Origin of the sequence: Shewanella corallii (assembly GCF_023349125.1) — a bacterium.
Lineage (GTDB): Bacteria > Pseudomonadota > Gammaproteobacteria > Enterobacterales > Shewanellaceae > Shewanella > Shewanella corallii.
On record NZ_JAKIKT010000001.1, the window covers coordinates 423,135 to 438,587 of the forward strand.

The 15,453-nt window shown below is 50.7% G+C and carries 9 protein-coding genes; 4 read left to right on the forward strand and 5 right to left on the reverse strand.

The annotated features are described in order from the left end of the window. Nucleotides 1-38 precede the first annotated feature (38 nt). Nucleotides 39-533, forward strand: coding sequence for a GNAT family N-acetyltransferase (locus L2725_RS01785; RefSeq protein WP_249247350.1), 495 nt, complete (start codon nt 39-41; stop codon nt 531-533). Here L2725_RS01785 and thpR read toward each other — a convergent pair. Then, entirely contained in the window at nt 505-1,017 is a 513-nt protein-coding gene (gene thpR, locus L2725_RS01790) for an RNA 2',3'-cyclic phosphodiesterase (protein ID WP_249247351.1), read from the reverse strand. The genes L2725_RS01785 and thpR overlap by 29 nt on opposite strands. Nucleotides 1,018-1,103: 86 nt before the next feature. Here thpR and L2725_RS01795 point away from each other — a divergent pair, with 86 nt between their 5' ends. From L2725_RS01795 to mrcB, 3 genes are all read left to right on the forward strand, one after another. Next, nucleotides 1,104-3,296, forward strand: coding sequence for a putative bifunctional diguanylate cyclase/phosphodiesterase (locus L2725_RS01795; RefSeq protein ID WP_249247352.1), 2,193 nt, complete (start codon nt 1,104-1,106; stop codon nt 3,294-3,296). A 75-nt stretch (nt 3,297-3,371) separates the two neighbouring features. Continuing rightward, nucleotides 3,372-5,885: an ATP-dependent helicase HrpB gene (gene hrpB / locus L2725_RS01800; protein ID WP_249247353.1), complete on the forward strand. Its 2,514-nt coding sequence runs from the start codon at nt 3,372-3,374 to the stop codon at nt 5,883-5,885. Between the two features lie 36 nt (nt 5,886-5,921). Continuing rightward, the gene (mrcB, locus tag L2725_RS01805) at nt 5,922-8,279 is read left to right on the forward strand and encodes a penicillin-binding protein 1B (protein WP_249247354.1); all 2,358 of its coding nucleotides are present in this window, start codon (nt 5,922-5,924) and stop codon (nt 8,277-8,279) included. Nucleotides 8,280-8,395: 116 nt separating this feature from the next. On the opposite strand, the gene L2725_RS01810 is transcribed toward mrcB, so the two are convergent. The 4 genes from L2725_RS01810 to L2725_RS01825 form a co-directional block, all read right to left on the reverse strand. Then, complete coding sequence (locus L2725_RS01810; RefSeq protein ID WP_249247355.1) at nt 8,396-10,780, reverse strand: PKD domain-containing protein; 2,385 nt, start codon at nt 10,778-10,780, stop codon at nt 8,396-8,398. A gap of 142 nt (nt 10,781-10,922) precedes the next feature. Continuing rightward, nucleotides 10,923-11,471, reverse strand: a complete 549-nt coding sequence (locus tag L2725_RS01815; protein WP_249247356.1) for a DUF6942 family protein — start codon at nt 11,469-11,471, stop codon at nt 10,923-10,925. Continuing rightward, nucleotides 11,468-12,976, reverse strand: a complete 1,509-nt coding sequence (locus tag L2725_RS23305; RefSeq protein WP_249247357.1) for an EAL domain-containing protein — start codon at nt 12,974-12,976, stop codon at nt 11,468-11,470. The genes L2725_RS01815 and L2725_RS23305 overlap by 4 nt, the downstream gene beginning before the upstream one ends. 185 nt (nt 12,977-13,161) lie before the next feature. Beyond that, nucleotides 13,162-15,348 (reverse strand): TonB-dependent receptor family protein, encoded by a 2,187-nt coding sequence (locus L2725_RS01825; RefSeq protein WP_249247358.1) that lies wholly within the window; start codon nt 15,346-15,348, stop codon nt 13,162-13,164. Between the last annotated feature and the right edge of the window lie 105 nt (nt 15,349-15,453).

Here is a 15,453-nt window from a genome sequence, read left to right on the forward strand (position 1 = left end):
TTTTTTATGCTTTCAAATAAGGAAGGTCGGAGGGAAATATGGAGATTATCAAGGCGTCCAGAGAGGATGCGCTTTGCTGTTATGAGCTAAGAAGAGAAGCCATTCTTTATGGATGTCGGGGACACTATGCTGACGAAGATCTTGAGAAATGGGTTTCGGGTGACATGCCTGAATGGTTTAAGGAGGTCGTCGAGCAGCACTTCTACCTGATAAGACTGGACTATGAGTATGTCGCCACAGGTTTTCTGGACGAAGAAAACAGCTTGCTGGAAGCGATATTTGTCAAACCTGCCGCCATGGGCAAAGGTGTTGGGCGAGCAATGGTCAGGCACCTGGAAGGGATAGCGCTAAGCAAAGGATTTACAGAACTTGGATTGGAAGCAACATTAAACGCCGCTCCTTTTTATCGCTCTTGCGGTTACGGTGGTGCAGAGCGCGAGCAGGCATCCGTGTATCACTCACCCAAAGGTGTATCCCTGGCCAGCGTGAGAATGAGTAAATTGCTTAGTGCGACAACGGCCAGCTCTGAATAATGTCGTATTGCACTCCACTGCCCGGGTTGTAAGAGTGATAAAGGTACAGTTCAGTTGGCTTCAATATGATGGGGGAAGCTGAGATCTCCGGGGGTAAACCTCTGGCCTTACGGCTCAGGGTGATATGAGGTGTGTAACTGTACTCACTGGCAGTCAGCCCCAGCGCTTTGACCAGGTCCTGAGTAGTGGAGGCCATAGCTTGCAGGCCGGAATCCATGGCCTTACCGCTCAGGCAGAGAATTCTGGGTCCGGGCCAGTGACTTAAGGTATCCAGAGTCACTTTGAATTGCGGTCTGTCCATCTCCCCTACAGTATTTTTCAATATCGCTTCCTGCCGCAGGTCGAGCATACCGAAAAAAGCCAGCGTCATATGCAGGTTTGCCTGAGGAACAGGTTGTCCCCAGGGGGCACAATTCTGCTGTAGCTGTTGCAGTGTCTGCGTTTGTGCTTCAGAAGGCGCGAATCCAAGAAAAAGTCGTTTCATTTAAATCGCTAAATCAGGGCTATCTGCTGAAAATCTTATTCTATCCTTATAAATGATTATTCTGGAGGGACAAAGGAAATGCCTACATGCCCGCAGTAAACAGTACTCCTCTGCAGCAAGCCCTGGTCGATATTTTCAGCGATGCACCTTTGGTGACTCTGGAGCAGAATGTAGACAGAGCGCTGATTGCCATCACTCAGCAGTTACATTGTGGTGGAGTCTTTGTTCTCAGCTCAGATTTTTCCGGCAAAGGGATCCGCCCCCGCAATCTATACGTGAAGGCTGGTGCCGGAATGGCCTCCAACAAGGACTGGCCGCTGGCGCGCATGCCTTTCTTTCGTCGCCAGATCAGAACTCCAAAGCTGCTGAATTTTCCTGACATTAATGAGTTACCAGCGGATGCCAGGCAGGAGAAACAGTTCCTGCGGGAGCAAAGAGTAAAAAGTCTGTTGGTGCTTCCCCCGCTGGTGTTTGGTGAAACCCGCATAGCGGTGGGGGCAGTCAACTATGAGCAACCCAGGCAGTGGGATGACAGCTTTATATCTGAGCTGCAACACGCCCAGGCTCTGATTGGTGCGGCGATGGAGCTGACCCGTATTGCCAGAGCCCTGCTGCAAAGTGAGCGCCGTTATCAGGAGTTGTTTAATCAATTGCCCCTGGCCTGTGGTGTATTGGATGCCAGCGACAGGCTTACCATGCTCAACCATGTGGCCAGAATGAATATGCCGCTGACTGAGGAACACTCCATTTACGAGTTGGTCAGTGAGGAAAAGCACGAAGTGTTGAGGGACACCATCCAGATTGTGCGGGAGGGCAGGTTATCTCAGGCCTGGTGCGAACTGCCTATTGTGGCTAGGCAAAATACACGTCACTGGTTGAAACTCAACTTCAGCCGCATGCAGGACAGCGATAATCTGGTGATTATGGCGGAAGATGTCAGTGAGCAGCACAGGCTGGCTGATGAGCTGTCGTTTCATGCCAATTACGACACTTTGACTGGCTTGCCCAATCGACTGCATTTTGAAGCCATGCTGGAAAAGCTGCTTAGTCGTGATGAGCAAGTGCCTGTATGCATTGCCTTTCTGGATCTTGACCAGTTTCAGGTGATCAACAATATCAGCGACCATATCGCCGGTGACAAACTCCTGTGTCAAATCGCGATGCGTTTGAAACAGCTGGTGCGGAAAGGGGATATTGTCGCCAGGTTGGGGGGAGATGAGTTTGGCATCTTGATGCATTACTGCAATCCCGAATCCGCCAAGACCATAGCAAAACGTATTTGTCAGCAGGTCGAGTCCCATGAGTTTGAATGGGAAGGACGCCAGCACAGAATCACGGCCAGCATGGGGTTGGCTATGTTGGCGCAGGATGCTCAGGATATCTACAGCGTGATGACCCAGGCCGACGTTGCCTGTCGACTGGCGAAAAATGAAGGCCGTAATGGCTGGCAGTTTTACAACGCATCAGATCAGCGAATGAATCGCCTGTTCAGTGAAATGCTGGCATCGGTGGATATTGTCGGCGCCCTGGCCGAAAACCAGTTTGAACTCTATTTCCAGACTATTGCTCCGCTGTTGCAGGATGAGTCCGGACTGCATCTGGAAATATTACTGCGCCTGCCAAGAGAGAACGGTGAGATGTTGTCACCGGCATTGTTTTTACCTGCTGCTGAGCAGTACAACCTGGCATCCAAAGTTGATCACTGGGTGGTCGACAACCTGCTGAACTGGGCTACGGCCAACCCGGATATCTGGCAGCAGTTGGCGCTGGTTTCGGTGAACCTGTCGGCTACCTCGCTTCAAGATCAGGAGTTTATGACCTGGCTTGAACTCAGATTGATGAGTGAGCCGCAACTGGTGGACAGACTCTGCTTCGAGATAACCGAAACCGCCGCCGTCAGCCAGATAGAGCTGGCGACCGCCCTGATTGACCTGCTCAAGCCCCTTGGCTGTAAGCTGGCGCTGGATGATTTTGGCTCCGGCTTCTCGAGTTTTGCCTATCTGAAAGAGTTGGATGTGGATTTTGTCAAAATTGATGGTCAGTTTGTTCGCCAGGTTTGTGCCAATGCCAAAGATAAGGCGATTGTGAACGCTATTTGCCAACTTTCCCGGGACATGCATTTTCAGACCATTGCTGAATTTGTTGAGAATCAGGAGATCAGCGAACTGCTTGGCGCGATTGGTGTGGATTATGTGCAGGGCTACGCAGTGTCTCAGCCTTGTCCTCTGCATGAGCTGGAAAACAGCCTTGGTCAGGGAGACAGGAACATCAGTGCCTGAGGGCGCAGGTTGGACTTGCCTGTGTCTTCCTTAGTAAACTGGCGCTACTTTTCAGCGCCTTTATGATGTTCTGCCTTGAATCAACTGCCAATTCAACAACTTTTCACTCCATTAAGAAACGCCTTCAGTCTCGCCAATCAAGTCATACTGCAGGCTCCTACCGGCGCAGGTAAATCCACGGCACTCCCTCTGGCTATGCTGGACTGGCCGGAGATAAACGGACGTATCATTATGTTGGAGCCCCGGCGGGTTGCGGCCCGCAGTGTGGCTCACTTTGTGGCGGCTCAGCGTGGCCAAAACGTTGGCCAGGAAGTAGGTTATCGTGTTCGTGGTGAAAGCCGTGTCAGTAAGCAGACCCGACTGGAGGTGGTAACCGAAGGCGTGTTGACCCGGATGATCCAGCAGGCTCCTGAGCTGGACGGCATTGGCCTGATTATTTTTGATGAAATTCATGAAAGGCACCTGACCACAGATCTCTCGCTGGCGTTGGCGCTTGAGGTTCAGGCTTCACTCCGGGATGACCTCAGGATTCTGGCGATGTCGGCGACACTTTCCGGCTTACCACTGGAAACTCTGATGCCGGATGCTCCTTTGCTGGAAAGCGAAGGTCGCAGTTTCCCGGTAGAGGTTTGTTACCGCGCCCCCAAAGCCCAGCAGGATTGGATTGTCCATATGGGGCAGGAGTTGGTGAGTTTGCTGCAATCTCTGCCGCAAGCGGTCGCCAACAACAAACACAATGGGGTGCTGGCTTTCCTGCCGGGGAAAGGTGAAATCCTGAAGCTGCAGGCGTTTCTCCAGCAGCGTTTGCCCAGCGATAAATATGGCATTTTCCCCCTGTATGGCGAGCTGACGGGCAAGGAACAGGATGCCGCAGTCGCACCTCTGGAGGACGGCAGGATTAAAGTGGTGCTGTCGACCAATGTGGCTGAGTCCAGTTTGACCATACATGGCATCTCCATGGTGGTGGACTCAGGCTACAAACGCCATGCAGGTTTTAACCCTAAAACCGGCACGTCCCGATTATCCCTCAAACGTATCAGTCAGGCATCGTCGATTCAGCGCAGCGGCCGTGCCGGACGTCTGGCGCCCGGTTATAGCTTGCGCCTCTGGAGTCAGGATGAGTTTGATCGTCAGCCCAAGGCGGAAGATGCTGAAATCCTGCATACGGATCTGCTCTCCATGGCGCTGGATTGTGCCAATTGGGGGGCACGCCGTATTGATGAACTCAGCCTGATGACCCCTCCGCCGGCAGCCAATGAAGCTCAGGCCTGGGAGCTGTTGAAGTCGCTGCAATTGGTGGATACCGAGCACAAGCTGACGGCTCACGGCAGAGAGGCCTATGAGCTGGGTAGTCACCCTAGACTGGCCCATATGTTACTCAAAGCAAAAACGCTGGAAACTGAGTTGGCTGATCAATCTTTGCTGCCCCTGGCCTGTATGTTGGCTGCGGTTTTGGAAGGACGGGGTCTGCCACGCCGGGGTGAAGATATCAGTAACTATCTGCAGCTGGCCTGTAAAGGTCAATTGGCGGCGCAGGCAAACCGCTGGCTGAAACAGTTTGGCAGGCAGGAAACCCTCACGACAGTGGCTGGTCAGGCACATCCCAAAGATATCGGCTTGCTGCTGGCGCTGGCTTATCCGGACAGGATCGCCAAGCGTCGCGGTATCGATGGATTCCAGTTAGCCAATGGCACCGGCGTTAACCTGGCTCCTGAATCCAGTCTGGCGCATCAGGAATACCTTGTCGTGGCTGACTTTCAACAGTCTGAAGGGCGCAGTTCTGGCCGTGTTTACCTCGCTTCTGCTTTTGAGCCTGAGTGGCTTAACGGGCCTTTGGCATTTCTGGTGCAAGAGGTGGATGAGTGCAGTTTTGATGAGCAAAGTGGCAGGGTGTCGGCCCAGCGATGCACCCGGTTGGGCAGCATTACACTCAAGTCCTCCCGTCTGCAGAATATCGACCGGGATATGATTAAGTCTGCCATGCTGGGATTGGTCGAACGTAAAGGATTACAATTGCTGGATTTCAACGAAGATGTTCAGCAGTTTTGTACCAGGGTGCAGTTGGCAAGAGAGTATGATGCCGGCTTTGATTGGCCCGACTTCAGTGAACTTGCTTTGGTGGCCAATCTGAGTGACTGGCTGGCACCTTATCTGGATAATGTCTCTACCCTGGCGCAGCTTGGAAAGCTGAATTGCAAAGAGATGCTGGCCAATGCTTTGCCATGGGAGTTACAGCAGCGCCTCAAGCAGATATTGCCTTGCCGTTGGCCTTTGGCCACCGGAACTCATGCGCCTGTCCGTTATGAGGCGGATGGCAGAGCGTTGCTGAGTGTTCGGTTGCAGGAAGCTTTCGGCATGGAGGACAGTCCGCAGCTGCTGAATGGCCAACTTAAAGTGACCATGGAGCTATTGTCACCGGCTCGTCGGCCTTTGGCGCTGACCTCAGATCTCGCCAGTTTCTGGGCCGGCCCCTATGTGGATGTGAAAAAAGAGATGCGGGGACGCTACCCCAAGCATGTGTGGCCGGATGACCCGGTAACCACCATGCCGACCAAACACACCAAGAAATATAGTCAGAATAAGGCCTGAGTCACGGCCAACAGTAATCACTGACAGCAAGGTATTATGACGAAAACCACAGATAAACCCGCTAAAAAGACCGGCACGACAGCTGGACGTAAAACATCGGCGGCGGGGCGTAAGAGTAAAGCGACTGCCAAAGCCGCTGCCAAGACATCGGTATGGCGCACCATCTGGTCTATCAGCTGGAAGTTGGCTGTGGCCATGACTGTGCTGGTGGCGAGTTACTGTATCTATCTGGACCAGATTATTGCCCGCAAATTTGAAGGCCAGAAGTGGTATTTGCCTGCTCAGGTGTTCAGTCGCTCTATGGCGCTGTACCCCGGCGCTGCGGTTAACCATCACCAACTGATAGCCGAGCTTAAACTGCTTGGCTACCGCAAGGTTGCCAATCCCCGCCAGGTTGGGGAGTTCTCTGCATCCAGTACCAAGGTGGATATCTGGCGTCGTCCCTTCCTGCATCCTGACGGTAAGCAGGCGGAACAGCGGGTGATGGTGGAGTTTGATCATCAGGGGGTCAGCAGAGTATGGCGGATAAGTGATAACAGAGAGCTGGCAGTGGTGCATATGGAGCCTGTGCTACTGGATCGGATTATTGCCACCGACGGTGAAGACAGACTGTTCGTGCCTACCGCTGAAATGCCTTCAACTCTGGTGGATGCGCTGTTGCTGACCGAAGATCGACAGTTTTTTGAACACCATGGTGTCAGCCCGCTGGCCATTCTCAGGGCGCTGATTGTCAATATCAGTGCCGGGCGGACTGTGCAGGGGGGCTCTACCCTGACTCAGCAGCTGGCCAAGAACTTCTTCCTGTCCAGTGAGCGCTCTCTGGAACGTAAAATCCGTGAAGCCCTGATGGCCATTATTATTGATGCCAGATACAGCAAGCAGGAGATCCTGGAAGCCTACCTGAATGAGGTTTATATGGGACAGGATGGCGCCCGCGCCGTTCACGGTATGGGACTGGCCTCCCAGTTCTATTTCGGTCGGCCAATCGGTGAGCTGACTCTGTCCCAGCAGGCATTCTTGATCGCTGCCATCAAGGGACCCTCTTATTACAACCCCTGGCGTTATGAGGAGCGTGCCCGGGAGCGCCGTGACCTGGTTCTTAAGCTGCTGATGGAAAATGGCAAAATTTCAGGTCAGCAGTATGCTGCCGCAGCCGACTCGCCATTGGGGCTGAGAAGTAAAGACAGAGCTGTGCACCAAAAGCTGCCTGCTTTCTTTGCTGAGGTGAGGAAAGAGCTGTCTCAGCGATATGGTGGCAGTTTGCTGAAGCAATCCGGTATCAAGGTATACACCACCCTGGATCCTATCGCTCAGGAAGCGGCCGAGAAAGCGGTCCGGGATACCCTGAAACAGCTGGACAAGAACAACAAGGATCTGCAGGTGGGGATGGTGGTCACTGATAGGTACGGTGCCGGTATTGCTGCCATGGTGGGGGATAGAAACCCGGCCTTCGAGGGCTTTAACCGTGCCGGCGAGATCCGCCGTCCCATAGGCTCCCTGATCAAGCCCTTTGTTTATGTGACCGCGCTGGAGAAGGACAAATACACCCTGGCCACACCATTGGCAGATCAGCCTATTACCCTGACCAATGGCAATGGCCAAACCTGGTCGCCGCAGAATGTGGATAAGAAGTTCAGTGGTGAAGTGCCCATGATCCAGGCTTTCAGCCGCTCCATGAACGTGCCAACGGTTAACCTTGGCATGAAGCTGGGACTGGATAACGTCGCTCATACCTTGAATCGTGCCGGATGGCCTGACCGGGTGCCTGAGTATCCTTCTATGTTGCTCGGGGCGGTCAACGGTTCACCTATGATGGTAGCCCAGGTCTATCAGACCCTGGCAGACGGTGGCCGTTATCGTCAGCTCAAGGCGGTGACCACTGTACTGGATGAAAATAATCAGCCGATTGAGGCAGCAGAGAGCTCACGTCATATTGCCTGGGGCAGAGGTCCGGATTATCTGATCCAGTACGCCATGACCCGGGTGGTTGAGTCGGGTACCGCAAGACGCCTGGGGCAGGCATTCCCGGGCGTCACTCTGGCGGGGAAAACCGGCACCAGTAATGACAGTCGTGACTCCTGGTTCGCCGGATTTGATGAGCGTAATGTCGCTGCTGTTTGGGTCGGGCGCGATGATAATGGCAAGACCAGCCTGTATGGCTCAAGCGGTGCCATGGCGGTTTACCGTAACTTCTTGGGTAACCGGCCTCCGGTCAGTCTGAGGATGACGCCGGTGGATAATGTGGTTCGCGGTTGGTTTGAGAAAACCACGGGACAGGCCATGGAGTCAGATTGCGCTAATGTGTGGCAACTGCCTGCCTTGAATGAAAGTTACCAGCCTGCACGCAATTGTGGCAAACCACTGGAGTGGTGGCAAAAGCTGCTGGGTGGCTGAGAGCTTAATTCAGATAAGGGAATTTTCTCTGAGTCTGACATAGAGATAAAAAAGCCAACCTGAGGGGTTGGCTTTTTGATTTAGTTGGCTTTGGTGCCTTAACCACTACATCTCAATTAGCGGGTACCGTCTGGCTGAGCACTGTTGCTCGGGGCTACGGTCAAGCGCCCTATAGAGTTCAGTAGCGTATTGCTGGTGTTGGGCTGGAGGTTTTCCGGCGCTGTTGTCTTGAAATAATCAATATCTATTTCTTCGTACATATTTATACGGGGACCAATTGATACAACTGAAGTCTGACCATTGTAATTAGTTGTTCTTTCATCATATTCAAGTACATAAATACGCCTTCCCAAGCGGCCTTCAGTAACTTTTACTAACTCCCACTCTCGGTAGCGGCAAACGGAATCATTTGGGAGTCCACATCCAGAGTAATCATGATTCATTGTTAATTTACCATTGTCCTTTATAAGACTAAGTGGTGAACTAAAGTCCCAATCAATTTCCAATGGAGATTCCCATGACTGCACTTTAACTCCTGCGTCGCCATTTAACTGAAATCCAAACAGGCTCCAATAAGAGTTATAACAAGCATCATATGATGACTCATCCCAACACGCTTTTAACCTCTCTCCATCCCAGCTAATTAAGTTCCAGTTATTTATAGTTGTTTGCCAGTATTTTTCAGCCCCTGTATCAAAGTTAACAGTGTCAGGTGTGCTATAGGCAGAAGCAAGTTCGGCTTTGATAAATTGCAGATCGGATGTTTCAACTGTAACTGATACGCCGATATCCGAATTAACCCTGGATGTTATTGTGAGTTCTTGACTGAAGTCGAGAAATTGCATTCGCAGCTTCCCCGTATCAATAGTCCATGTAAAGGACTTCTCCGTGAACCCTGTTGAGCCTTTACCATCAGCTGTGAAGGTAACCCTTTCTCCGAGCATCTTGTAGGTACTAGCACTGTCTTCGTTACTATATATTGGAAGCACCCAATCACTGGATAACATTTCCTCGGAAAAAACAAACTCTTCAGGAGTCGATTTGACCAGATGCCAATCGTAAATACCCTCATCTGTTGTTGAAGATTGGTAGTTTACCCCATCTATAGTAATCAATTCTGATTGAGTTAACGTTGTGCGTTTTACTCGATAGCTGTCAACTCTGGCTCCTTCTGATAGCAGGCTCCACTCTTCAACCAGGGGCGTGGTATCGACTTGAATCTGAAAGTAGCCATTTGAAAGGAGAATGGATACTTCTTCAGAAGAAAAACCGAGAGACTCATTTATTACAGGGAAATATGTACTGGCTGGAGCATCAATGTTTTCCAGTATTATTCTATTACCCTCGGTACTCCAATCGAAACTAATGCCGCCCCGGGAGGTTATTGCAGATCCTTGTCCATTGGCGTTGAGACTATACTTTCCTGCAGTGCCTCTATTCACAAATGTAGGTGCTGCGGCTTCACCTATGTAAAAGGTAGATGGCAGATCATTGGGGTCGACATCAGGCAGGTTGGCTGGATCTTCCGCAATCTCTGTAGCGGTATCGGCAATGATACCTGGAGACTCGGTTTCAATTTCTGTCACCAATTCGTTGTAGGAGCTGTTATCTGCCAACAGCTCTGACATATCAGAACTGCCTTCCGGTAAGGCTACAGTACCTTCAACAACCAGCTGGGCAACGGCAGCTGTTTCCAGCAAAACATCAACGCTGACTTGCTGCTCCACTTCGGTGAGTACATCCTCATCAGTAATCTCTTCACCCCCATTGGCATTGAGCATAATGCTGTATGCCGCTGTGGTCATCACTGAAATATCGGGACCACCAGTTGCCTGAACATCTTGTTGGATTACAGAATTTGATGAAACAGCTTGCTCTCCACCGGTTAGTGGACCGAACTGCCGTGGTTGCAGGACTACCAAAGTAACAGGGTCGTCGGCATCAGCTCTGGCGACCAGTTTGGCTACCGTGGTTTCCGGGGTATCGTCATCGATTTTTATAATAACGCTGTAGCTTCCATCTGATGAGATGTCTCCCTGAGCAGAGTCTATGCCGTAGGTCAGGTCAACAATACCGTTGGCATAGCGTTCCGGCACAACTTGACCAACCAGAGCTATTTCCAGCTCAACCCGTTGAATATCCAGTGATACACTTTGACTGGTAGTTGCACCATCGTCATCAGTCACTGTCAGTTCAAAGGTCAGCGTGGTGGTTTCTGTGACATTGGGGGCAACAAACTCGATTGACGCTGACTCCGCATTGAACTCTACATCCGGTCCGGCGGTTTGGCTCCATAGGTAGCTACTAATGCTGCCATCTGTGTCTGTCGCACCTGAGTTCAGATTCACAGAGGACTTTTCGAAGGTTGTTTCCGGGATTGAGAAATTAATCGCCGGCGCCTGATTAACGGGTTCTGGCATGACTTCAACGGCATCATCTGATCCGCCACAGGCACTCAGCCCCATCACGACCGCAAATGGGAAAACAAGATTCCTTTTCATATTACTCTCCTTGTTATTTCAGCGAGTAATATTCCATACAGTTAATATGGCTGGAATCAGGCAAAAGTTTGTTTAGCTAAAGCTTAATAAGGAGCTGGTATAAGTCTGGGACTATTGTCAATTCACTCGTCTCCGACTCAATTCAGGACGGCACCTCGCTAGCTTGAGTATTCACTATTAGTTCAACCAATCTTTCTATCTTGATATTGGACAGTTGGCGGTAATCAAAATAGGGGCAGACGAACAGCTTGTGTTCGGCATTGATGGCAAACTCATTATCAAGCCATGTCAAAGGTGCGGTTATCTTGCTCTCATTAACCAAACGCTTGGCATAGGTGCGCCCCATGATGATGTGCAGGCGATTGTCGTCAGGCTTGAGGGCCGGAGGGCTGAACAGCAGGGCGGTTTGACTGTCCTGTTGCAACAGGTGTTTATCCCTGTATCCCTGCCAATCAGTGGCCAGGGTACGGTAGTTGAATTGTGACTGGGGCAGGGCAAACAGCAGCTTGGCATAGACGTTAAACACCTTACGCCAGCCATTGCCACAGGCCTGGCCAATGGCATAAATCTCACCGTCTACCAGAGGCTGGCAGTGTTCAAGCTCAGCCATATTCATAAAGGCAGGACGATTTTCGATATAGGCTGCGATCTGAAAATCAGCGTCCCCAAGGCCTGAAATATTAAGACTCAAGCGGATAACTCAGGCGTTAACAGATCCTCAGAGTGAGGATTGGATGTTGGAGGCAGGCTATCTGGCATGCCATAAAGATATCCCTGCTGCAAAAAGACGCCTCTGGCGACCAAAAAATCCGACTGTTCCCGGGTTTCCACTCCTTCGGCGATCATCTGCAGTTTATAGTCGTGGCCAAACTTGATCATTGAGTCCAATACGCCAGCTTTCAGGTCATCTGTGCCTATGGTATCCACAAACATCTTGTCGATTTTAATGCTGTTGATATTGAGCTGCTGCAGGCTGGCCATACCACCAAAACCTGTACCAAAGTCATCTATTTTGATGCTGTAGCCATGACTCAACAATAGGTCTATGTTGCGGCGGGCTGCTGGAATGTCTCTGATCTGCTGTCGTTCGGTTAACTCAAACATCAGCTGATCTCCTCTGGGCCAACCAAGTGCAGCCAGTTGGTTGGTTAGACTGTCCGATTCCAGGTGGGCAGCAACGATATTCAGGGTGACCCACTGATCCGGCGGCAGATTGTCCATATCTTTGAGCACATTGCCGACCAGCTGTTCGGTAATAGGCATAATTAAACCTGTGCTCTCTGCCATATCAATAAACACTCCGGGAGCTATTGTCTCGCCCTTATGCATCCAACGCAGTAAGGCTTCGTATCCAAGGACTCTGCCATCCCTCGCATCGACAATAGCCTGATAGACAGGCTTTAGCTCATTCAATGATATTGCCTGTCTCAGCAGGTTCTCCAATGAACTTGTGTGCTGTTGCCACAGTAGCAGGCTGATATAGGTCAACAGACTGAAAATAAGACCTGCACCCATGGTTCTTTGATAGGCCCAGCTACTGGTATGGGCATGTAACTGATTACCTCCCCAGGCGTGCACATGGGTCTGGGTTTTTGAGGATGCGATTCTGACTTCTTTAGCCATAAGATCAGTTTTAATGGCCATAGTGCCAGCGATACTCAGATTGCCAAAACCGTTGAGGTCAGTCTCCAGATAAAAGCAGTCCTCACAGGGGCGATCGACCACAAAGGGGCTACCTTTGGAACTGAGTAACATAAACAAGGTGCCCCTGGGGCCGGTGAAGTTAATTGTGGTTTCTGTCAGATAACGCCCAACTTGAATCACGTCTCCTTTGTCATGATTAATGTTTTCCAACTTCTCAAATTTTGGGACAAAGCCATCTCCCAGTGATGAACAGGTATGACCTTCATTAGTAATTAACCCAATTACCCGAATGATGTGGCTACCTTGAAAGGCTTTTTGCAGCAGTTCCTGATCGTAGGCATCGCACTTAAAGTGCATGCGTTGGCGGAGTTCTGCTACAGCACTGTCCAGTTTGCGTGAATTGGCGTCGATTCGTTCCAGAGTCTCAATTGCTTTGTCGTGCAGCAATTGCTCAAATTTGTACTCGATGAGATAAGGCGCGCAGAGTTGAAATGCCAGAAAAGGCACCAGTGAAACCAGAAAGTAACGGAAGGTGAGAGGTAGAGAGGACACTTGGCTCCCGTTAATCAATTAGTTAGCGGAAAATTAGCATAACATTCAGTCAGATGATTTTATGTGATTAGTATCACCTTGGGTATCAATATTTTGACTTACATATCAGTCCCATGACCTGTCTTTTAGTCAGGCAGAAAAAAGGCCACCATGGATAGGTGGCCTTTAACGCTATTTTGGCGTTATCAGAACTGCAGCGAGTAACCAACAATAAAGCTGCGTGGCTTACCTGAGAAGATAGAGCCGTGAACTCGGGTGGTCATATAGGTCTCATCAAACAGGTTTTCACCCAAGAGGTAAACTTCCTGATTTTCACCGATATAGTAGCGGGCAGACAGGTCGACAACGGTTTTGGATTCAATCAACTCATCGTTCGGGATGCTGCCTTCACCCGCCTTGGTGCGGATATCGCTGGTATAGCGGCCAGCCAGTGTCAGTTCCCAGGTTTCGGCCTTGGCGCCAACGGCCAGATACAGTTGGTTTTCAGGCAGATAAGGCAGTTCATAACCTTTCTCTACATCACCCCAGGTATCGAAATCAGAGCTGAAATCATTGGCAAACTCAGCCTTGGTATAGGTGTAGGAGAGTTTCACCGGGAAGGTGATGTTACCACCCGCATTGAAATCATAACCGGAACTTAGCTCCAGGCCTTTTACATCGACTTCACCGGCGTTGTACTGATTGCCTATATTGTCATCGTCACATCCCTGAGCTGCAGTACAGTTGCCATGCATATTACTGTAATCACTGTAAAACGCGACAGCTTCAAGGCTGAACTCTCCGGCGTTATAGCGACCGCCAAACTCATAGTTCCAGCTTTCTTCAATATCTTTGTCTGCATTACCCGGAGCGGCAGGAGCAAAGCCTTTCTGTACGCCGGCAAGCAGTAACAGGTCATCGTTCAGCTGCCAGGTGGCTGCCAGCGCAGGCAGCAGGGCGTCGAAGCTGTTTTTCACATCTTTGCCTGGTGTACCTACGCGAGCCGGGTCATTTTTACCCCAGTCCTCACGACGGGTTTCGATATCTTCGTAGCGCAGACCAGCCAGAATGCTGACATCACCCAGGGTGAACTTGTCCTGTACATACAGAGCCAGGGCATTGGCGCTGTCGATACGGTTGGAGTCAGTGCCAGGAACACCGGCTTCGTTGAGGCTCCACTGATAGCTGGAGTCCAGTTGGAACTTGTCGACCCACTGATATCTGTCCATCTCGTCTTCGTGCAGACGGGCACCGAATGCCAGCTCGTGATCGCCAAGGAACACATTCAACTCGGTCTGGATACCCTGAGACAGGTAGCTGCGGTTATTGGCTTTAATATCCACATTCAGTGGATCGCTGCCTGGGGTAGTATCGAATGCGGCTGCGGCATCTATGCCACCTTTACTCAGGCTAAGACCGTTTACCTTGGAGGTTTTATACCAGTTGCGGTGGAAGTCGTTGTAGTAAGCGATAGTGCCCAGAGTCACGTCAGAGCTCAAATCGATAGCATGGGTCAGCTGGATCTGCTTATGCTCAGTGTTCATTTGGTCTTTGGCAGAAGCGCTATAACGGCTGTATGGAGAGCTGGCGTAATCTGCAGCAGTCAGCCCCATATAGGTTTCGTTGGAGGTTTCTTCAGAATACTTGAGTTTGATTTCAAGCTCTTGATTGAAGCGCGCATCCTTGGCAGAGGAGAAGCGGACTTTAGCCAGAGCATCGGTTTTATCAAAGCCAGTGTCTCCACCAATATGATTGATATCGCGGAATCCGTCAGCCTGGTAGCGGAATACTTCTACAACAGCACCGACTTGCTCGCCCTGGCCACCACCATAGGCGTGTAGTTTGCCGAATCCATCCTGGCCCAGTGCCACATCCACTTTGCCTGCCATCTCCTCTTCAGGAATTTGACGGGACAGCAGGTTAACCACACCGCCAGTGGTGCGTGGGCCATATTTGATAGTGGAGGAACCTTTCAGAACCTCAATGCTTTCCATACGGCCTGGAGTCGGAAAGTAGTAAGCGGCTGGTGAAGCGTAAGGAGCGGGTGCAGCAATTACTCCATCTTCCATCACGGTAATTTTTTCTGAACGGTTCTGACCTGTACCGCGCATACCTATGTTAGGGCGCAGACCATAACCATCCTCTTCCTGAATATAAACGCCTGGCACGGTAGACAGAGTGCGCATTATGTCTGTGTATTTGAAGTTATCCAGTTCAGCCTGTGTGAGCTCATAGGCACTACCTGGAGTTGCATCAAGAGGGTTCTTGCTGCCAAAGATAGTGATGGTGTCGATAACACTGGCTTCCTTGTCATCGGCAATTGCCGGTGCAGATAACGCACCCATCAGGGCGGTGGCAACCATACTCAGGGGTAACTTCTTGTAGACAGACATAACCTCTCCGTGATCTATATTTAGAATATTATACTAAGCGCAAATGATAATGGTTTGCATTATATGTATTGTTTCCCCGTTGTAAACAGTGTGGCGTCGATTTTG